Source organism: Mycoplasmopsis felifaucium ATCC 43428, assembly GCF_000687775.1.
Taxonomy (GTDB): Bacteria; Bacillota_I; Bacilli_A; order Mycoplasmatales; family Metamycoplasmataceae; genus Mycoplasmopsis; species Mycoplasmopsis felifaucium.
In genome coordinates this window covers 1-20,959 of sequence record NZ_JHXS01000003.1, presented here as the reverse complement: position 1 = coordinate 20,959, position 20,959 = coordinate 1, and the positions used below count along the sequence as shown (strand labels likewise).

General features: G+C 27.9%; 16 protein-coding genes, 2 tRNA genes, 1 rRNA gene and 1 pseudogene. 9 read left to right on the top strand and 11 right to left on the bottom strand.

Going from position 1 to position 20,959, the window contains the following annotated elements:
- Nucleotides 1-14: 14 nt before the first annotated feature.
- Complete coding sequence (locus T390_RS0100660) at nucleotides 15-470, bottom strand: L-threonylcarbamoyladenylate synthase (RefSeq protein ID WP_027334626.1); 456 nt, start codon at nucleotides 468-470, stop codon at nucleotides 15-17.
- 46 nt (nucleotides 471-516) lie between these two features.
- Between T390_RS0100660 and T390_RS0100655 the strand changes: the two genes are divergently transcribed.
- The 5 genes and pseudogenes from T390_RS0100655 (at nucleotide 517) to T390_RS0100635 (ending at nucleotide 5,854) form a co-directional block, all read left to right on the top strand.
- Complete coding sequence (locus T390_RS0100655; protein WP_027334625.1) at nucleotides 517-2,493, top strand: GGDEF domain-containing protein; 1,977 nt, start codon at nucleotides 517-519, stop codon at nucleotides 2,491-2,493.
- Nucleotides 2,474-2,932 carry a 50S ribosomal protein L9 gene (rplI, locus tag T390_RS0100650; RefSeq protein ID WP_027334624.1) on the top strand — a complete coding sequence of 153 codons (459 nt, stop codon included), beginning with the start codon at nucleotides 2,474-2,476 and terminating at the stop codon, nucleotides 2,930-2,932. Before T390_RS0100655 ends, rplI begins: the two co-directional genes overlap by 20 nt.
- Before the next feature lie 7 nt (nucleotides 2,933-2,939).
- Entirely contained in the window at nucleotides 2,940-4,340 is a 1,401-nt protein-coding gene (dnaB, locus tag T390_RS0100645) for a replicative DNA helicase (protein ID WP_235732213.1), read from the top strand.
- Nucleotides 4,340-5,652 (top strand): annotated as a pseudogene (locus tag T390_RS04260) (hemolysin family protein). Before dnaB ends, T390_RS04260 begins: the two are co-directional and overlap by 1 nt.
- Nucleotides 5,653-5,780: 128 nt before the next feature.
- Nucleotides 5,781-5,854, top strand: a tRNA-Gly gene (locus T390_RS0100635).
- A 74-nt stretch (nucleotides 5,855-5,928) separates the two neighbouring features.
- Here the strand turns inward: T390_RS0100635 and T390_RS0100630 are convergent.
- Nucleotides 5,929-6,795 carry a glucose PTS transporter subunit IIA gene (locus T390_RS0100630; RefSeq protein ID WP_027334622.1) on the bottom strand — a complete coding sequence of 289 codons (867 nt, stop codon included), beginning with the start codon at nucleotides 6,793-6,795 and terminating at the stop codon, nucleotides 5,929-5,931.
- A gap of 281 nt (nucleotides 6,796-7,076) precedes the next feature.
- Here T390_RS0100630 and T390_RS0100625 point away from each other — a divergent pair, with 281 nt between their 5' ends.
- Both T390_RS0100625 and T390_RS03665 read left to right on the top strand, forming a co-directional pair.
- Nucleotides 7,077-8,114 carry a 2-hydroxyacid dehydrogenase gene (locus T390_RS0100625; protein ID WP_027334621.1) on the top strand — a complete coding sequence of 346 codons (1,038 nt, stop codon included), beginning with the start codon at nucleotides 7,077-7,079 and terminating at the stop codon, nucleotides 8,112-8,114.
- A gap of 4 nt (nucleotides 8,115-8,118) precedes the next feature.
- Nucleotides 8,119-9,093 carry an aquaporin gene (locus T390_RS03665; RefSeq protein ID WP_051590830.1) on the top strand — a complete coding sequence of 325 codons (975 nt, stop codon included), beginning with the start codon at nucleotides 8,119-8,121 and terminating at the stop codon, nucleotides 9,091-9,093.
- 53 nt (nucleotides 9,094-9,146) lie between these two features.
- Here T390_RS03665 and T390_RS0100615 read toward each other — a convergent pair whose 3' ends face one another.
- On the bottom strand, nucleotides 9,147-11,906 hold the full coding sequence (locus T390_RS0100615; RefSeq protein WP_027334620.1) for a hypothetical protein: 2,760 nt from the start codon (nucleotides 11,904-11,906) through the stop codon (nucleotides 9,147-9,149).
- Between the two features lie 122 nt (nucleotides 11,907-12,028).
- Nucleotides 12,029-13,150, bottom strand: coding sequence for a restriction endonuclease subunit S (locus T390_RS03975; RefSeq protein WP_084260945.1), 1,122 nt, complete (start codon nucleotides 13,148-13,150; stop codon nucleotides 12,029-12,031).
- Between the two features lie 84 nt (nucleotides 13,151-13,234).
- Between T390_RS03975 and T390_RS0100605 the strand changes: the two genes are divergently transcribed.
- Nucleotides 13,235-13,675: a hypothetical protein gene (locus T390_RS0100605; RefSeq protein ID WP_156930730.1), complete on the top strand. Its 441-nt coding sequence runs from the start codon at nucleotides 13,235-13,237 to the stop codon at nucleotides 13,673-13,675.
- Nucleotides 13,676-13,712: 37 nt separating this feature from the next.
- Here the strand turns inward: T390_RS0100605 and T390_RS0100600 are convergent, their stop codons facing one another.
- The 3 genes from T390_RS0100600 to T390_RS0100590 form a co-directional block, all read right to left on the bottom strand.
- A complete protein-coding gene (locus tag T390_RS0100600) occupies nucleotides 13,713-15,116 on the bottom strand; it encodes a hypothetical protein (protein WP_027334618.1) in 1,404 nt (467 codons plus the stop codon).
- A gap of 371 nt (nucleotides 15,117-15,487) precedes the next feature.
- Complete coding sequence (locus T390_RS0100595) at nucleotides 15,488-18,091, bottom strand: hypothetical protein (protein ID WP_027334617.1); 2,604 nt, start codon at nucleotides 18,089-18,091, stop codon at nucleotides 15,488-15,490.
- Nucleotides 18,064-18,375, bottom strand: coding sequence for a hypothetical protein (locus T390_RS0100590; protein ID WP_027334616.1), 312 nt, complete (start codon nucleotides 18,373-18,375; stop codon nucleotides 18,064-18,066). The genes T390_RS0100595 and T390_RS0100590 overlap by 28 nt, the downstream gene beginning before the upstream one ends.
- A gap of 168 nt (nucleotides 18,376-18,543) precedes the next feature.
- Between T390_RS0100590 and T390_RS0100585 the strand changes: the two genes are divergently transcribed.
- Nucleotides 18,544-18,627, top strand: a tRNA-Leu gene (locus T390_RS0100585).
- A 63-nt stretch (nucleotides 18,628-18,690) separates the two neighbouring features.
- On the opposite strand, the gene T390_RS0100580 is transcribed toward T390_RS0100585, so the two are convergent.
- The 4 genes from T390_RS0100580 to rrf form a co-directional block, all read right to left on the bottom strand.
- Nucleotides 18,691-19,974, bottom strand: a complete 1,284-nt coding sequence (locus T390_RS0100580) for an amidohydrolase (RefSeq protein ID WP_027334615.1) — start codon at nucleotides 19,972-19,974, stop codon at nucleotides 18,691-18,693.
- Nucleotides 19,975-20,067: 93 nt separating this feature from the next.
- Nucleotides 20,068-20,346, bottom strand: a complete 279-nt coding sequence (rpmA, locus tag T390_RS0100575) for a 50S ribosomal protein L27 (RefSeq protein WP_027334614.1) — start codon at nucleotides 20,344-20,346, stop codon at nucleotides 20,068-20,070.
- 6 nt (nucleotides 20,347-20,352) lie between these two features.
- Entirely contained in the window at nucleotides 20,353-20,652 is a 300-nt protein-coding gene (rplU, locus tag T390_RS0100570; protein WP_027334613.1) for a 50S ribosomal protein L21, read from the bottom strand.
- 216 nt (nucleotides 20,653-20,868) lie between these two features.
- Nucleotides 20,869-20,959: ribosomal RNA gene (gene rrf, locus T390_RS0100565) — 5S ribosomal RNA — on the bottom strand; the annotation flags it as partial.

The window sequence follows — 20,959 nt, the reverse complement described above, 5'->3', positions numbered from 1 at the left end:
AAATAAAAAACGAGCTATCTAATCCATTCATTTGTATCAAGGTTATAAATTTGACTTGGACTAGCACCTGTTGGACCAAAATCAAAAATATTTTTTACGTTCGGAAATGTTTTGGAAGCTTCTGATATTTTAATTGGTGGCTCACCAGAAATATTTGCACTCGTTACATACATAGGTCCATTTTTAAGTAAATATTCTAATAGTTTTTTGTTATTAGGCATTCTAAAACCTTGACCATTAACTATGACCGAAAAGGCTCCTGGCCAGTACTTTTCGGCAAATTTTACTGCTTTATCATTAAACTCTTTAAATGTTTCAGCTTGTTCAATGGAACCCACTAAAATCATTATTTTTTTGTTTAGAGGTCTTTTCTTCAAAAAATAAATACAATCTAAAGTATTTTGGCAAATAGGTCCGCCAATTCCAGTTACTGTATCAGTTGTACAAACAAAAATATCTTTAAAATCCATTTCACCTCTTTGAATAATAATTTATATATTAATATATAATTTTAATATGAATTTACGAAAGAAATTACTTTTTTACATCAGTTTTAGTATTGTTTTTCTAATTTTATCAATCGGATTTGGCGTAATAATTTACTTAAACAAAAACCTGCATAGCTTAATTATAGGTTTATTTGGCTTAATAATTGGAGTTTGTGGGACTGGTATTTTTTCACTTCTTAGTTTGAAAAAATACATGTATAAAAATTCAATTACTAAGAACTCATTTAATCATTTCATTGATGAAATTATTAACTATAACTCTATTGGAACAATAATTTATGATACTGATTTTGTCATTCTTTGAACAAGTTTATTTATCCAAAACCGTTTCGGAAAAAACTTAATTGGAACAACACTAAATGAGTTTTTTGAACTAATCGGCATCAAATTTGACATTAAAAAAAGTAATATTTCTTTCAAATATGAAAAATCAAATTATATTCTTGACATCTGACCACTAAAAAATTGCATTAGTATCCGTGATAATTCAATCGAACAAAATATGTTAGATATATATAATAATGAATCAGCTGTTGTTGGTGAAATTGAAATTGATAACTATAGTTTATATCGTTCTATTTTATCAGAAGAAGAATTATATAACGTAAACAAGCATTTTATAGCCTTGTTGGATAATTTGGTTGCAAATTATAATTTCGTTTATAGACAATATACCAATGGTAAATTCTTAATTTTTACAAACGCAGAGTCAATAAACAAAATGAAGGAACTCAACTTTAACTTCTTTGCTAAATTACACAATGCATTAAAAGGAACTACACAAAGCAATTTCATAATGTCTTGTTCGGCCGGTTTTGCGTTAGGTTTTAGCAGCTTAACTGAAAAAATGGAGCAAGCAAAATCCGCTCTACTACAAGCTCAAAGTAGAGGTGGAGACCAAGTAACAATTGTTTCAAATACCGATAGACCCAGATACTTTGGTTCATCAAGCGAAATTCTATATGACATTAGTAGGACGAGAATTGCTAATATTGCAAATGTAATTGAAACAAAACTTAAAGATCAAAAAATTAAAAACGTTTTAATTTATGGACACACAAAGGCAGACTTAGATGCCTTAGGTAGTTCTTTGGGTATTTGATCACTGGCAAAACAATTTGGAAAAGAAGCCTATATTTGTTCAACAACACAGGATAATACAACCAAAAAAGCTATAGACAAGCTACTTCCGAAAAATAATGAAATAATAATAAAAACTCAACAAGCTAATAAATTGACAGATAAAAATACATTAGTATTCCTTGTAGATAACTCAGATACAAAAAGAACAGATAATCCTGATTGTATCTCTGGTGCAAATGTTAATAACATATTTATATTAGATCACCATAGATTAGGAACAAATATTGATTTCTGCCCAAAAACAAATAGATATATTGATTCAGCTGCGTCAAGTGCCTCTGAAATAGTTTGTGAAATTATAATGTTTATCAAAAAACACATTAAATTAGAGCCATTCGTCGTTCAAATGTTACTAAATGGTATTTATTTAGATACATTACAATTTACTAAGCACGTGAATGCAAGAACATTTATTGCAGCTGGATGACTCGAAGAACGTGGAGCCGATTCTGCTAAAAGTAGCGAAATTCTTAAAATTGATGAACAAACTCAATTAAAAATTAATGAAGTTCTTCAAAATATTCAAGAAATTAAACCGGGATATTTCCTGGCATATAAAGATATTCCCCTTTCAAACGACGTTATTTCTATCGCTGCAGAGGAAATCTTAAAAATCAGTGATAGAAAAGCTGCGTTCGTAGTGGCTAGATTAGAAAATGAAAAAGTGTATAAATTAAGTGCTAGAAGTTTTAATGTTAACGTTCAACTAATTGCAGAAGAAGTTGGCGGAGGCGGTCACTTCGGAACAGCTGCTGCCACAAGTAATGAAAACTTTGAAACATTTATAGATAATATAAAACAAGCGATTGTGAGTGTAAGAGATGAAAGTAATTTTGATTAAAGATTGTAAAGATGGTAAAGCCAATACAGTGGTTGAAGTTTCTGATGGATATGGACTAAACTACTTAGTGAGAAATGGTTTTGGTGTTGTTTACAATGAAAAAAATAAAAAAGAATTAGATAAAAAAATAAGTATTCTAATTGATAATGAAATGAACGTAAGACGTGAAGCATTAACAGAAAAAGAAAAGCTTGAAAGAGAAACTTTGAAATACGAGCTCAATGCAAATATTGATGCTAATGGTAATTTAAACGTTCACGGTGCTATATCTACTAAAGATCTAATGAAAGAATTAAACCATAAAGGCTATAAATTAGACAAATACGCAATACAAAAAATACATTTACTTACAGAAGGAATTCATATTGTAGATGTTATAGTTTATAAAGATATTATTGCGAAATTAAAAGTGGAAGTAAGAATACATGTCCACCAATAATAATTATATGGTCTCTAAATTTTCCAAACCATACATTGAAAAAGCCTTATTGGGATTAGTGTATATACAAGATAGATGTGCCAGCTATGTAATTCCCTATTTAACTAGGGAAGATTTTACAATTCACGAAAATGCCTGCTTTTTTGACATTTTATTTGATTTGTTTTCATCAAATACTTCTATAAATTATGAACAAGTCTTATTGTTAGCCCAAAAGAAAAAGTACAGTTTCATAAATTTTGCCTTTATTAGTGATCTAGAAATAAACGCTGGTTTAACTACCAATATAACAGCTAATATTAAAGAACTTGTAAGACTTACAAAATTAAGAACTTTAGAAAGAAAGCTTAACGTTGTTTTAAATCAAATTCAAGCTGATGTGGAAATTGACGAAGAAGTTGTTATTGGAGAAATTCAAAATTTACTTTTAGACCTTGATAAAAATGCTTCAATGCAAAACTTTATTAGTTCAAAAGAGGCTAGTGATGAAATGCTTAAAGAACTTCATCATAAAAGAACAATGGGTCCAAATGATATCAGTGGAATAGCTACAGGATTTTTGCCTATAGATATGAATACCCAAGGTTTCCAACCTGGTGAATTAATTATTATTGCTGCTCGTCCAGCTATGGGTAAGACTGCATTTGCCTTAAATATAGCTAATAACGTTGCATTAAAACACAAAAAAGTTGTATTTTTCACTTTAGAAATGACTGCTACAAGTTTAATGACTCGTTTATATGGTATCAATACCGAAATTGATTTATTTAAATTTAAGCAAGCTAGCTCACTAAGTGACAATGATATGCTGAGAATTGAAGCTGTTAGAAGAACTTATATTAATAAATTAGATTTACTTATTGACGAATCATCTGATAATGATATTAATAATTTAATTTGAAAATGTAGAAGATTAAATAAAATTAGCGGAATTGATTTAATAGTAGTTGACTACTTGCAACTTTTATCTGGTTCTGATAGTTCAAGAAGTAGAGATAGCCGCCAAACCGAAATTTCAAAAATTTCACGTGCTTTAAAAACCTTAGCTCTTGAGTTAAAAGTCCCTGTTATTGCACTTAGTCAGTTAAGCCGTGAGGTTGAAAAACGTGAAGATAAACGTCCATTATTATCTGACTTACGTGAATCGGGAGCTATTGAACAAGATGCTGACATTGTAATGTTCTTATACAGAAAAAATTATTACAAGAAGAAAAAAGAAATAGCTGAAGTCCAATTAGAACAAGGTGATATTGGCGATGTTACAGAAGTTATCATCGCAAAACACAGAAATGGTCCCACAGATGACTATAGATTATTCTTTAGAATGAACTGTGGTAAATTTATGAACCCTCTTTGAGAAGTAGATGATAACATTAACTCTAATTCAACTTTTGGAGACGATGAATAATGAGTATAGGTCTGAAAATTGCATTATTAGTTTCAATGTTAATCTTGCTTGTTTTAAGTGGTATTTTTAGTGCTTGCGAAACCGCTTACACCGCTTTAAATCCCGGCAAAATTGAAAATATGATTAACAACAAGGAATTTGGTGGAAAAGTTATTAAGAAACAATATAAATTTTTCAACCAAACATTAAGCACAATATTAATTTGCAACAATATTGTTAATATTGCAGCTTCTTCTATCATTTCATACGTTTTAAGCACCTGGTTACTAGCGGGCATGGAAAATGCAGGTAAATATAATGTTATTATATCAACTGCCGTAATGACCCCAATCATAGTGCTTTTCGGTGAAATATTACCAAAATTAGCAGCTAAAAAACACCCTGTTGGAACTGCTAAAACATTTTGTTATTTATTGGAAGCTTTATACTATATTTTTTGAATTTTTACGTATCCAATAAGCAAGATTGGTAAAAAAATTTATATAACTAATACCGAAGATGACGTTAAAGGTTTAATTGATGTTGCCAAAATGAAGGTGTTTTAGAAGCTAATGAAAGTATTATGGCTCAAAATGCTTTAGATTTAGACAGCACTAAAGTGTCTAAACATTATGTAAAACTTAAAGATGTTTATTCAATTGAATGAAACGCTTCAGTTTCTGAAGCTTTAGCTATTTTCAAAGATACAAACTATAGCAGATTGCCTATAAAAAAGGGAGATTCGCCAATTGGTATTGTCCATTTAAAAGATATTTTTCACCTTAAAAAAGGTAAAGTTATTAACTATTTAAAAACTATTCCATATGTTTCAATGAACTTTTCACTTTCTACAGCACTAGAAAAAATGAGAAGAACAAAATCACAAATGGCTTTTGTAACTAAAAATACAACAAGTGGAGAGGTAATTGGAATTATTACAATGGAAGACATTCTTGAAGAGATTGTTGGTGAAATATATGACGAATTTGATTCTGAAGAATGAGAAGACTTTTTTGAAATTAGTTTAGAACTTTTCCACGTGTCCGGAAAAGTTAAAATGAAGGAAATCATTAAACGTCTTGAAGTTGATTTAGAATTAGAACAAGAAGTAGAAAACCAAACATTATACGAATTTTTAAGTTCAAAATCTAAAACCGAATTACGTAAAAACTTCAAATATGAAATGAAAGATGTGAGTTTTAAAGTTCTTTCTGTAAACCCTAAAGATAAGAAAAATATTAAAGTTGAAATTGAACTTGGAAATGAAATAGATCTTTCAAATGAAACAGATAATGAAACTAAAGAAATAAAAATTGAAAAATCTAGAAAATAATAATTTTAATATGCGTAAGCATATTTTTTTAACTGTTTTATAGTATTTTTAGTAAAAACTAAATATAAAGATTATTTTAAAAAAATGTTTTTATATAACGTCGTTTAAAGTATAATATTTTTACATTCGCAAATGTAGTTCAATGGTAGAACTCCAGCCTTCCAAGCTGGTCATGCGGGTTCGATTCCCGTCATTTGCTCCATTTGTTTAAATACACCATTACTTCTTAATTGAAGTAATTTTTTTATAAAAAATAGACCTCGCAAGGTCTATAAATTAATCAACAATTTTAAGTCAAGGAAGGTTAGATTCTCTAATTTCAAGAGGTTGTAATAATTTAAGTGTTTTATTTTTATTAACTTTGTCCGTAATTACAATAATTACATCACTCTGTACTCCAGCTTCCTTAATTTTATTTAAGTCAACAGTAGCTAAAACATCGCCGTGTTTAACCTCATCGTTTAATTTAACATTTGAAGTAAAACCAAGTCCATTCATTTTAACTGTATCAACGCCAATGTGAACTAAAACTTCTAAACCATTTGGGGCTGAGATACCATAAGCATGTTTTGTTGGGTAAGCAACAATAATTTTTCCGCTTATTGGCGAATGTATTTCAATTTTGCCTGTTTCTCTTAGTAATTTAACTGCATAACCTGAACCTAATAAGCTAAATGCATCATCGCTTAAATCACTAAGTGATTCTCTTAAGCCATGGCAAGGTGAATAAATAATTGAATAGTCTTCTTGTTCTTCTTTTTCTTGATATGAATCACTTAAAAAGTTTTCTGTTGAAACAATAATTTTGTCTGATACTTCTTTTTTAAGGGTGTCTACGGAATTTTTAATTTCTAAGTTTAACTCTTCAGCAACAGGCCCGAATTTAGCCTGAACGTGTTTTTTACCAATCATAATAATTTCAGTTGCACCTAAAGCTTTCAGTTCTTTTTCGTTAACTAAAGCTGTGTTTTTAACATCATATCTCAATCTAGCGGCACAGTTATTAAATCCTGTAATATTATTAATTCCTCCAAAAGCATCAACTAGCTTTCTAACTCTTTCAGAAACAAATACTGGTTTTTGAGTTTCTTCTTGTTTTTTGCTCTTACAAAAGTGTTTTTTTCATCATTCACGAAATGACATTGGTTCTCCTTTTTAAATGCTTAATATTAACATCATAATAATATATTATAAAATTAGTAGTAAATTCATATAACTCATTAATTATGGCACAAATATGTAAATATTTACACCAATAAATTTTTTTTATTATATTTAATAAATTAAATATTAAATATAACTTTATAATATTTGCGAATATCTAAAATAATATTAATTTATATTAAAATATATGCATATATATGACTTTTTAAATTTATTAATAATTATATAAAATATGAAAAATTAAAACTGAAAGGAATAATATGAAAATAGCTTTTTTTGACGCTAAAGAATATGACAAAAAATATTTTGATTTAATCAATAACGGAAGGCACGAAATAGTTTATTTTGAAGAAAACTTGAACATTACAAACGTGTCAAAAACTAAAGGTTTTGACGCCGTTTGTGGTTTTGTTAACACTTACGGGGATAAATATATTCTTGAACTATTAGCAAAAAATAATGTTAAAGTTTGACTTCAAAGATCGATGGGTTATAACAAAGTTGACTTAGCTAAGGCAGAAGAGTTAGGAATTAATGTTTTTAGAGTTCCAAACTATTCAGCTGAAAGTGTTGCTGAATTTGCAGCTGCTTTATTAATGACTTTAAACAGAAACATATCTAAAGCCATTCAAAGAGTAAGAAATTACAACTTCTCATTAGATAACTTAGATGGTAAGGCTATTTACGGTTCAACAGTCGGAGTAATTGGTTCAGGTAAAATTGGTCAATGCTTCATTAACATTATGAAAGGTATGGGAGCTAAAATTCTTGTTTTTGATACCTTCTGCGAAGCGAATAACCCTAATTTAGCTAAAGAAATGGGATTTGAATTTGTTCCTTTCACTAAATTAATTAAAGAAAGTGATTTTATTTCGTTGCATGCTCCATTATTACCTTCAACAAAATACATCATTGATAAAGATGCTGTAGATTTAATGAAAAAAGGCGTAATTATTATTAACACTGCTAGAGGTGAATTAATTGACATTAAGGCAGCTTTATATGGTTTGGAAAATAATATTATTAGAGGGCTTGGCTGTGACGTTTTAGACAGAGAAGAAGGCCGTTTCTATTCAGATATTTCTAAACACGCTAAAGAATACGAAAAGATTGACCCTGAATGAAAAGAATTAATTTCAAACGAAAATGTTATAGTTACATCTCACCAAGCATTCTTGACGGATACAGCTTTAACACAAATTGCTAAAATCACTTTAGATAATGCTGATATGGCTCAAAATGGAGACTTTTCAAAAGCATTAAAATTATTAGACAATGGAAAGGTATTAAACGGTTAGTTAAATGTTTAACTTCTTCAAATTTTCTAAAAAAACTAGAGAACATGCCGAACAACCTAAAAACGGTAAAACTTGAACAATTCACATGTTAAGTGAATTGTTCGGAACTATCTTTATTTCTCTAGGTTTAGCAGGATTATCTTTATATGTTAATGGCAAAGCCTTAGAACACTGATTCTTATTACATAATATTATTGTTGGTTTCTTTGCTGGATTTATTATTGTTGGTGCCTGCTTATTCATCTTTTTAAGATGAAGTTGTGATTTAAACCCTGCTGTTACAATCTATAGATGATTTAACGGCACAAATACATCTAAATATGCTATTGCCAAAATAGCCATTCAAATGGTTGGTGCAGTTGTTGCTGGTTTAATTATTTATGGTTTAGGATTATTAACAAATGGTGGTAATGCATCAAATGCAGCTATAAGTGCTGCTAATTCAGCAAATAAAGACTTTTTAGCTTTCAATAATACAGGCAAGCAAGCGTTAATTGGAGGATCATTATGAATCTTCTTCGGCGAAATGGTTATGACAGCTGTATTATTATTCCCAATTTTCAGCCCAAGAATTGATTCAAAATATAGAGATGTTATGATTTTATTCATTATTTCTCTTTCAGTTTGATTAGGTATCTTATTAGGTTCAGCAGCTATTAACCCAGCTCGTGGATTAGCACAACAAGTTCCAGATTTATTCTTTGGTTTTAAAACTCAATCAACTGCATCAAAATATTTTACTAGTCAAAATATGATGCTAACAGACTTATTATTAGCAACCTTTATGATGATGCTTGGTGATATTTGTGCTCCATTCTTCTATGCATTAGTACAAGGATTTACAGAAAAATACTTTGTTAACTTTGTTAATAATACAATTGCATTTAAAAATAACAAGAGACAAAATATGATTTCAAACTTTGATTTAGAACAAGCTAAAAAAAATAATTCAGAAACCAAAAACACTGATTCAAAGTAATTTTAGGAAAACAAAAAATAACAGTTTTATGCTGTTATTTTTAAATATTTATTTTAGTTAGTTTCCGCCATTGCTTGTTTAAGTTGTTCGACTAAACTTTGCATTTCTTTAGTATCTTCAGTAAATTGTTCTACTCTTGAAGCCACAGCAGCCTTTTTATGAAGTTCATTTATTTTATTAACAGGAGCTCAAATTTTTTGTTTTTGTTCTTGACTTAAAGAATTTTCTTTAGGTTTATATTGATTAAATCAAACGTTAGTATATTCTTTGTAAAGCGAGTCATATGGATTTATAGTTTCTCTTCACATTTTAGATAAACTACTATTAGTTTGCCATAATTCATTACCTTTAGTCATAAATTCATCATAATTGCCATCATAAATATTAGCTTTAAGATTCTTAACTTCAGGGAGCAATTGTTCCATTTTTTCCACAACATCTTTAATTAAAACATAATGACTTGAGAAAGGTTTATAGTAGCCAATATTAGTTTCAACTGCAGAAATTACTTGGTCAAACATATCTTGGCTACCTTTCATTTTGAATAAAACAACATTAACTTGGTGGAAAGCTAATAAGTATTGATAATAATCATTTCTTATATTGTTAATTAATTGGCTAAAGTTATTAGATTCTAATACGTTTTTAATTGCGTTTCATTTTGCAGTAGTATTATCAATATCTTGTTGAAGTTTTTCAGCACTAATTTGTAAACGATCTCTTAAAGCTTGCGAAGTTTCTAGCATTGCTTTTGTTTTTCTAGCTTTATCCATATCAGAAGTATAGCTTTGTTCAACACTTGTAAAGATTCTTTGGAATAATTGCATTACTTGATATTTATAGTGATCGTAATGTTTCATAAATTCTTCATAAGTACTTTCATTGAAATGAGTTCTTAAGTAGTTATTAATACCATCTAAATCGTTTAATTGAGTTGCATAAGTATTAAAGTTTGAATCAGTTTTGATTCCTTGAATTTTTGTAAAATCACTTAAAGAACCTTGAATAGTAGCTTGTCAAGTAGTTTGTTGATTTTCTAAAGTTGTTGATAACGTATTAGCATCAATAGCTGCTGTATAAACGCCATTATTTAATTGAGCATTATTTAAAACATCCATAATTTGTTCAATATATCCTGGAGTAGTATTAATCACAGCTTCGTAATTTTCTTTGTTTGGTAGTTGGTTCATTAGCTGAACATTTTCTTGCATACTTTGGATATTTTGAATCACATTAGGGATATTATTATTTGCATTACCAATTGATGTACCTGGATTTTCATAAAGATCTCATCCACTTGGGTTTAAGTTAGAAGCATTTTCATTAATTAATTCATTTTGTTGATTAACAACTGCTAAAACAGCATCGTAATTATTGATATCAGATTTTAATTTTTCTTCAGCAATTCTAATTGTTTCGTTAATTAATTCAAATGCTTTTGTTCAGTATTGTGTATTGCCATTATTGGCAGCTTGAGTTTCTAATGATTTAACATTGTTTTTACTAATTTCAATTAAATTTTGATAGAAAGGATACATTCCAGCAACATTAGGGATATTTTGAACTTCATTATTAGACTTTTGTAATAAGGTGTTTAGTTCTTCTTTTGTTCTAGCATCATTTAATTCTCTGGTGATAGATGAAACTGTTTCATTGATATGTTTTACAACAGAAACATAAAGATCTTTATCAGGTCCTTGATTATATTTAGGTAGCATGTTGCTAATTTGTGTAATATCAGATTCAATTTGCGAAATTAAATTATTTCTGTTTTCTAATAATTGAGGTCATTCATCAGAAATTGTGCTATATTCACCAGCTAAATTACCTATAATATCGTTTAAGTTATCTTTATTAGCTTCTAATCGTTGTAATAAAGCATCTAATTGATTAATGGTTGAAACAGCTATATCGTTTTTATTTGTGTTTTTGTATGGTTCTACAGTATTCTTTAAATTAACTATAGCTTGTTTTAAAGAGCTGTAATCATATGAAACACTTTGGTTATATCAAGTAGTAAAGTTTGTTATAAAAGTGTATAAAACCTTTATTTGTTCAGTAGCTAAATTTTGATTCTTTGTAGAATAAGCCACTTTAGCATCATTTACCAATTTAGCTATATCATAGGTATACTGGCCAAATTGAACAGGTCCATAACTTAAAGTGTTTGGATATTTTTTTACCAATTTATCTATTTCAGTAATTTTAGAAGCTAAATTATCTTCTTCGTTTTGTCAAATACCTATAGAAGATAATAATTTAGAAATTTCATCGTTTAAATTAGCAAATTCAGCAGGTGATTTCGTTTTAGATAAGGTTGTATTAAACTGTGTTAATTTACTTGTTAATTCCGAAATAATTCCAGTATATCTTTCTTTTTCGCTACTTGAAGATAGTTCTAATTTTTTAGTTTTAACTCTTTGAATTTGTGATTCAGAAAAACTTCTATCGCTATTGTATTGAGCGATTGTTTCTTCAGTAATTACTTTTATTTCTTGTAATCCAGTTAAAAACTGAACCTGAGTTTTTATAGGATTAGCTGAATCATATTCTGCTTTAATGGTTTCAAGATTACTTAATTGTTTTTCACTAAAAGCAATAGATAATTTTGATTGATTACTATTTATTAGTGTTTTTATCTCATTATATAAATTATTTAATTGTGTTTTATTAATGGTTCCATCATTATTATTCGGCTTAGCTTTTTTATTATTTTTCAAAGTTTCACCAATCACAACAGCAGTTGCTACAGCTCCACCGACTGCTATAGCCCCTAAGGTTGAACCTAAGATAATTTTTCCTTTTTTAGTCATATTAATTCCTTTATATTTCAAATATATTTTAATTATATTAAAAATATATTTTTACTAGTTATTAGTAAAAATTACCATATCAGATCTTCAAAATAATAAAAAACGCCTGTTTTATAGGCGTATTAGACAAACATTTTTTGCAATAAAGCTTTTTTGATGTCTTTGAGTTTAGAAAGTTTTTTATTGGTGAGGGTGATTAGTTTATCAACGGCAGTCAAAAATTCAGCGATTTTTAACTGTTCCATTTCATTATTTGAATATTTAACTTCAAATAATGAAAGATTAGATTTTTGAATATTAGGAAGACCAGTTCCAATTCTTAAACTCATTATTAAATCTTCATTAGATTTTAATAATTCGTACAAAAATTTGTTATTTAATTTTGAATTTAATAATGAATAATTATGTCCTCCGCTCCAAAAGTTTTCAAAGTTATATATAACAAAGCCGCAAGAGTTTCCACCTTCACTGATAGTAACGGTATCATGCGGAGTATTGAAATTATCGGTGTATCCAGATGGCACGACACCACCATTTAAAACATAATATTTGCCAAATGACTTCATATCTTTTAAATTTAATTGATCACCTTTAACTATTGATGATAAATTTGATAGTATATTTTTATCTCAATTTTCTGAAAAGTTTTTAAACCTAATCTCAGGAACTAGTTTTCCTTCAACAGGAAACATTTTATTAAGTAAAGACTTTTTAACATCTTTTAATTTGTCTAATTTATTGTTAGTTTGAGTAATTAAGTTATCAATGTTTTTGAAGAATTCACCTATTTTAGATTGTTCAACTTCATTATTTGTAATACCTATTTCAAATAATGAAAGTGATGATTTTTGAATATTCGGAAGACCTGTGCCAATTCTTAATTCCATTATTTCTGATTCTTTATTTTTTAAAGAACCATATAAAAATTTGTTATTAATTTTAGAATTTAATAATGAATAATTGTGCCCACCACTTCAAAAGTTTTCTTTGTTATATACGACATAACCGCAAGAATTTCCGCCTTCGCTAATAGTTACGGTTCCTGATAAAGTATTGAATTTATCAGTGAACCCAGAAGGTTCAACGCCACCATTTAAGACATAATATTGACCAGATTGAATCATATTTTTTATGTTTAATTGTTCACCTTTAACAATTAAAGCAATTTCTGAAAGATTTTTAAACTTTCAGAAATCTGTATACCCCCTAAACCTAACCTCAGGCACCATTCTTTTATTACTCATATTAATAAAATAATAACATAATAAATTTATATTTATTATGCAGTTTATAACTCTAAAAGCTTAAAAATAAACTAAAATTATGTTATGCAATTAACTTGAGTTGAATATTTATCTTACACTGCAATTATTATGATTGCTTTAGCTTGTTTAATTATTCAAGCTTTTATGTGATATACCTTGAGATCTAAAGAAAATTATGAAAAAACTAAAGAGCTAAATATATGGAAAAGAAATGTAGCATTACTAATAATAACAGCCATATTATCTCTATGTGTAGCATACCCTTGATATATGTATGAAACTATTAAGCAATTACAACTTTATTTAGCCTCTAAAAACCCTGATTGATCAATTATGGTCCAAATAATCTGTATGTTAGTTGTTGGCCAAATGGGAATTCTTATTAACTTCTCTTTATTAATCAAATTTGTTGTACTTAAGAGATATGCTAACTTTAGTATAGAACAGCTTTATAAAGAAGAAGAACAAAGAGAAGAAGAATTTAACAACCTTAAGAGAAAATAAAATAAGAGCATTCTAATTTATGAACGCTCTTATGTTTTTATTTATTAGTATTTTTTTCAAATCAATCAATAAATTGGGTTTTTAAGTTATCTTCGTTTAAATTAGCACTTTCAAAATCACAAAAGATTGAACCGTCGTGAGTTAAAGCCATTAAAACATCATTTCTATAATCATTATAACCATTCTTCATCCCTAGCATAGCATTTGAAAAGACTGTTGAATTGATAAATTTTTCAAATTTAAGACCTTCATCAACGTGATAAGTGGTTAATTCTTCAGAAATAATTTGAGGATCTAAAATAGTGATTTTTCTGCCTTCAGGCATAGTAAATCTTTCTTTAGTACCTTTAAGTAGGTTATTATATTCTAGATTATTAGCTACATTAATTACCTTATCAATATGTTTAGGGATTTCTGTATGACCCGGATGACCTTTATAGAAGAATTCATACTCATTGCCATATTTTTCAAATGCTGTTATTAATAAGTCTCATTGGCGAACATTTGCATCACCAATAAAAATTATTTTTTTCGTTCTAGTAGAATTATTCATAACACTATCAATAATTTCTTTTTGTCTTTCTCAGTTATATCCGCTAATCAAACTTCATCAAGCCACTGATAATCTCTTTTTATTTATATCTCTAGCATTAAATAAAGCATCTGTAATTGAATATTTAATTGGTTTTTCTGATTCATCAACACCTGAAAATAAGAATTGATTATTAAAGCCTTTTGCTTTGAAATAGCTATCAGCTTCATTTATACTTCACCAATAATTAAATTTGTTATGCCCTTTGATATTAGAATAAAGCAGTAAATTATGATAATTTTGAGGTAGATCAGCTAAAGTGTTAAATTCAGCGTCCTTAATAGTTTTACCTGTTTGAAGTTTAAAATCAGTATCCATTTTATTAATACCATCTTTTCAAGATTCAAATAAAGAAGGATTTTCTTCAATCATATTAACTACTACATTATCAAATTGACTTAAAGCATAATAATCCTCTTGAGATATACCCGTTCTACATCAGATATTTATCTTTTTATCAGGATTATCAAATATAACTTGTTTTCAATAAGGTATAGCTATATATTTATCATCAATATTAGGATACTTACCGGGCTCATCTAAATCAAAAAAGACAATTTTGGAATTTAAACCAGGATTAACTTTATGATTATGTTGAAATTCAGTTCATAGTTCTTTATTCAAATAAGACTGCTGAGAAAGTCCGTTTCTTGAACTATTAACTCCAAAATAAATATCTCCATTTATCATTAATGACATACGGATAAAATTGTTTCAAATGCCTTGACCATAAGTATTATAAAACAGGTTCAAATCAGCTTTATTGGCAGCTTCAACTATATTATGATGCTTTAAATAATTAACATCATTTTCAAATTTAACAGGTTGTTTAAAACCAGTTAAATTCATAGTAATTTTAATTGGATTATCTACATTTATTGAATTTTCAAGTTCAATATTGACGGATACATTATTTGTATCTTTAATTTCTTTTTCAAATTTTGCTATTTTTACTGGTTTGCCATCAAACTTTAAATTAAGTGTTTCTATATTAAGATCCTTTGGATAAATTTTGCTTAAATCATCGTACGAAAAACCTTGTTTTATAGGATTATTAGTATTAGTTAAATCCCCCCCGCATCATTTTTAATGCATCCAGCAGATAAAGAGGTAATACCCACAATGGACGTAACAGAACCCATAAATAAATTTAATTTCTTCATATTTTAATTATGAACTATTTAAAATATTTCAGTAATTAAAAAAGAAGCCTAAGCTTCTTAATTAGTTGTAGAAAGATTTAATTGATTAATTTCATCGGTAAGTTTCTTAAGTTCGCTATTAATATTTAAAATAACATCTGATTCTAAACTAGTAGTTTTGAACATTTTTTCGGCTTTAGTTTTTTCTGCTACAAATTTAGTTCATAAACTGTCGTGATTATTAATTTCATTTTGTTTGTTTGTATCAGATTCATATTTTTTAAACACTTTTTCAGCTTCTAAATATGTACCATTCAATGAAGTTAAATCATTAATAAGTTGTTTATAAATAACATCATCATTTAAGTGAGCAAGAACTAAATCATACATTTCTTTAGCTGTTAAACCTAAATATTCATTTTTGAATATTTCAGCAAAATAATCATTTGCATTTTTAATATCATTTATTAAATATTTTAAAAACTCTTCTGGATTGTAATATTTATTAAGTAGACTATTTAATTTATCTTGTAATGATCTACCACCCGGAATAGATGGTGAAATAGAGCTTCAAGATGATTGATAATATCTGGCATAAGTTGCTCATAAATATTCAACAGCTAAATCAAATGATTCATTTACTACTGCAGACAATTTTGAAATAGCATCAATGTAATCACCATTAGCAATCTTGCTAGATACTCTATAAATATTTATAGCTTTTTGAGAGACATCATTAAGTTTCTTAAATAAATCTGGCAAGCTTGTTACATAGTAAGAATCAGAATACATTCGATCAGTAATATTGTTTAATACATAGAACATATCATTTAAGTTTTCTGTGGTTAACCTATCAATAAAATTTTGTATTTTATTGATATTAACAGTGTTATCTTCTAAATAAGCATTCGGCGATATTTCAGGATAACTTGACAATCATTGATTAAGAGTTGCTAAGATATTCTCAACATATGAGCTAAAATAATGACCGTCAAGAAGTTTTTCATTACTACTTAATTTTTCTTTTGTATCTTTTAAAAACTTTCTTACTGCACCATATTTTTTAATATTTTCAATTAAATTATGTTGCTGTTCTTGTATTCTGTCGTTAAATGTTTTATAAGCTTCGTTTAAATTATTTATAGCATTTTGCATATAGTTTATTGATATAGAATTACCGTTATGTAAATTATACGATCCAATTGTATTATATAAATAATCTTGCTTAGCTTGGCTATATGTATCATTAATTATTGGTGTAATAATTGCAGATTGCTCATCTTTTAACTTTTGTATTTCTGCATATAGTTCATTCTTCTTAGCTTTAATAGCATCTCAGAAATCATTTTGAGAATTTGTAAGAGATTCATATAAATCGTTATATTTAGCAGATAAATATAAATCTTTAGGATCTATATTATATTCATAACCGTAAGCATAATTATGGTTCAATGTAGTTTCAACTTCAGCTTTAACTTCTTTATATTTATCTAATAATTCTTTAAATTCAACATTATTTTCTTCACCTTGTAGAACAGCAGAGAATTCTCAATTTTGATCAATATTTCCATTGAAATCTTTAAGTTTTTTAAATGCAGTTCTTTCGTTTTGAATAATGCCATTTTCTTCAGTTTGAACTTCATTGAAGAACTGCGTTGCTTGGTTTAATTTATTTTTAATTAATTCATATGGATCATTAATAGAAAGTTCAGGGAAATTAGGTAAACCATTTTCAACTTTTTCAATTAAAGCTGTAAAATCAGCCTTTTGGTTATCACTTCTAGATTTATTATTTTCAAGAAGATATTTAATTTCAGCAACTTTACGTTTATATTCTTCAACATCATTATATTTATAACTGTTTAAATTATATAAGTATTGTTGATAATCATATCTATATGAATTAATAGCTGCTTCAATAAACATATCTATATTTTGTAGATCTTTTTTATTACCAGTTTTAATAGTTTCTCTAGTACTATTAATTGCATTAATTAATTGTTCACGAGGATAAGTAATATCAGGATGATTTAACTCTTCTAATGCATCATTAGCTTGATTAATTTTATTAGCTATTTCTTTAACTTGACTTGCTAAAGAAGTTGAATTATTTGGATTGAATTCAGTATCAAATTTATTGTTAGCTAATTCATTCATAGCTTCAAATACAATTTGATCATTCGGATTATTTCTAATAGATTTTAATAAATCTAAGATGTTTTTTGTACCTTTTAAAAATCTATCATATTTATTGTCAGCATTATCATTAATTAACTCATCAAATAAATTGCTGTAATTATTGATCAACTGATCTAAATTATTTAAAGGAACTTCTAAATTATTGACTGATTCTTTAGCTTTTTCCAATTCATCATTTATTTTTTGAATTTCTGAATTAATTTTTTCATCACTATCAAATTTTGATAAATCTAAAGAATCATTGAGTAAGTTGCTTAAAGAACCAGATATTTTAGAATATGCTGGGGTTTCTTTTAGAGATTTTATTTTATCTTTTAATTCATTTTGTTTAGCAATTAATGAATCGTATTTAGAATCAGCAGGTTTATTTGATTCTTCGGTCTGATTGTCTATACTTTCAGATGAATCTGCAGAATTATTATTTTTAATTTTGCTTATAGCTTCAATAAATTTTTCTAATTTATTATGAAGATTGTCGTGCAAATCTTTAATTTGAGCATAGTTATATTATTTGGTTTATTTTTTGATAAATTAACCGCTTCATTTAAAGCTAACGCTTCCACAAAAGGTTCTTTATCATTATTTAAAATCAAGGCATTTTCAGATTGCCTAACTAATCTATTAAGCATATCTTGCATTACGATTGCATCATTGTTATTCTGTTTGTGGTTATTTTTATTATGAATAAAGGCAAAAAGGGATGCACCTACTAAAGTGGCACCAGTAGCTATTACTGTACCACTAAATATCTTTATTTTTTTAGACATATTTTGTCCTTTCTTGCTTTTTGCGGTTTAATTATATTATTTTTTTTTACAGCAATAAAAAGTTAGTTTTCTATTAAATTTTCATAAATTAACAGATTTTTAACAAAAATAATGAATAAATCTAAGTCATTAAAAAATTAAAAATAATGATGTAAAATAATAATGCATCCCCAAGTGGTGGAATGGTAGACGCTGTAGACTCAAAATCTATTGGAGAGATCCGTGCAGGTTCAAGTCCTGTCTTGGGGACCATATATTAAATTACCACAAGCTCAAATTGAGCTTGTTTTTTAATATAAAAATAGCCAAATTTGGCTATTTAGAAGTAATTCTCATGTATGATTGTTGTAATTTTGCAATCGCTTCATCTTTATTTAAAAATACAAATTGTTTATTTTCGTAAACTATTTTACCGTTAATAATAGTTGTATAAACATCTGAACTTTTTGATGAATAAACTATTGAACTAATAACATTACTTCTTGGACTATTATGAAGAGTATTGAGATCAACTAATATCAAATCAGCTAAATAATTTTCTTTAACTTTTCCAAGTTCATTTTCTAAACCTAAAGCTTTGGCACCATTCACAGTCGCCATTTTTATAGTATCTCAAGCGTTAAGATTTTCAGGATTCTTGTCAACTATTTTGGCAAGCAAGGATGCAAATTTCATTGTTTCAAACATATCAAGCGAATTATTGCTTGAAGCACCATCTGTTCCTAAAGCAACATTTAAGCCTGAATTCAATAATTTTTGAACAGGCATAATCCCGGAAGCTAATTTTAAATTAGAGCACGGATTCATAACTAAAGTTAAATTTTTATTTTTTAAGATTTCAATTTCTTTATCATTTATATTATCAACATGAGCTAATATGCCTTTATGTTCAAAATAACCTAATGATTCTAAGTATTCAATCGGGGTTTTGTTATGAACTTTTAAGCAATTATTAACTTCGTTCTCAGATTCATTTAAGTGAATTTGAAAAACACTATTAGTATGTGGAATTAACTTTTTAAATTCAAGAAGCGAATCTGTGTTATTTGTATAAACTGAATGAGGACTAACTACTGTTTGAATACAGCCATCATTTTTACCATTATATCTGTTTCATAGCATTTTTGTATTATTTATACGTTGTTCAATTTTATTGTTTTGCAAACCAAAACCTAGCATAGCACGCATACATGTTTTAAGTGTAGCTTCAGCGACTTGATCTTCGTGAAAATACATATCAATAAATGATGTAGTGCCTGAAGCTATCATTTCCATCAATCCAACTATTGCTCCATTATAAATATCTTCAGGAGTGAATTTATCTTCAATTGGAAAAATGTATTCAAATAATCATTTTTCCAAATTCATATCATCTGCATAATTTCTTAGTAAAGTCATTGATGCATGTGTATGCGCATTAATCAACCCGGGCATTAATAAATTACAATTAGCATCAATTTCTTTATCTGCCTTTAAAACAGACATATAAGGACCAACATATTTAATATATTTACCTTCTATTAATACACAAGCATTTTCCAAGATTTCATTACGCTTATCCATTGTTAAAACAGTTGCATTCTTAATTAAAATTGACATTTTACCTCCTTAATATATTAATTATATATTAAACAAAATAAAAAATCGGCTCGTGCCGATTATTATTTTAAAGTGTCTAGTTTACCTAAATACTTATTTTGAAGAATTTTCAACAACTCTTCTGTCTGGGTATACTGAGGCATATGTTCTGTTTCTACTGTGTTCGAATTTAACGAATCCAGTAATAAGTGCATATAAAGTGTCATCGTTTCCACGTCCTACATTTGTACCTGGAAAAATTTTTGTTCCTCTTTGACGGAAGATAATTGATCCAGCTGTACAGAATTGACCGTCACCTAATTTAATACCTAATCTTTGGCCCCGACTATCACGACCATTACGGGTAGAACCACCGGCTTTCGTATGTGCCATAGTTTATTATCCTTCTATCTTAGAAATTAATACACGTGTGTATGGTTGACGGTGTCCAAGTTTACGTTTGTGTGTAGACTTAGCATTGTGACGATAAACAACGATTTTCTTTGCTTTACCTTGTTTTTGGATTGTTCCAGTAACTTTTGCACTTTTTACATATGGTTTACCAATTTTATTGTCAACTAAAAGAACTTTATCAAAGATTACTGTAGAACCTTCAGCTCCTTCAATTTTTTCAATAAAAATTGTTTCACCTTCTTTAACAAGAATTTGTTTGCCTCCAGTTTCGATAATTGCTAACATAGCATTACCTCCTGAATTTGTGGCTCATCTTTAAGGCGATCGATTGAATCAATACTTAGTAGCCTTTTTAGAATGGTTACAAAAAAGTAACATCTAAATTATAGTATTTAAACCATAAAAAGTCAAAATTATTTAATATTATTATTTGCCTTTAAAATAGTCATATTGGTAGAAACTATAGAAAAATAATAATTTCAGCCAAAGAAAAAGTAAATAAAAAAGCGGCTCCCTATTCTCCCATCTCTGGTACCTTCGGCACTAAAGGGCTTAACTACTGAGTTCGGAATGGATTCAGGTGGTCCCCTTC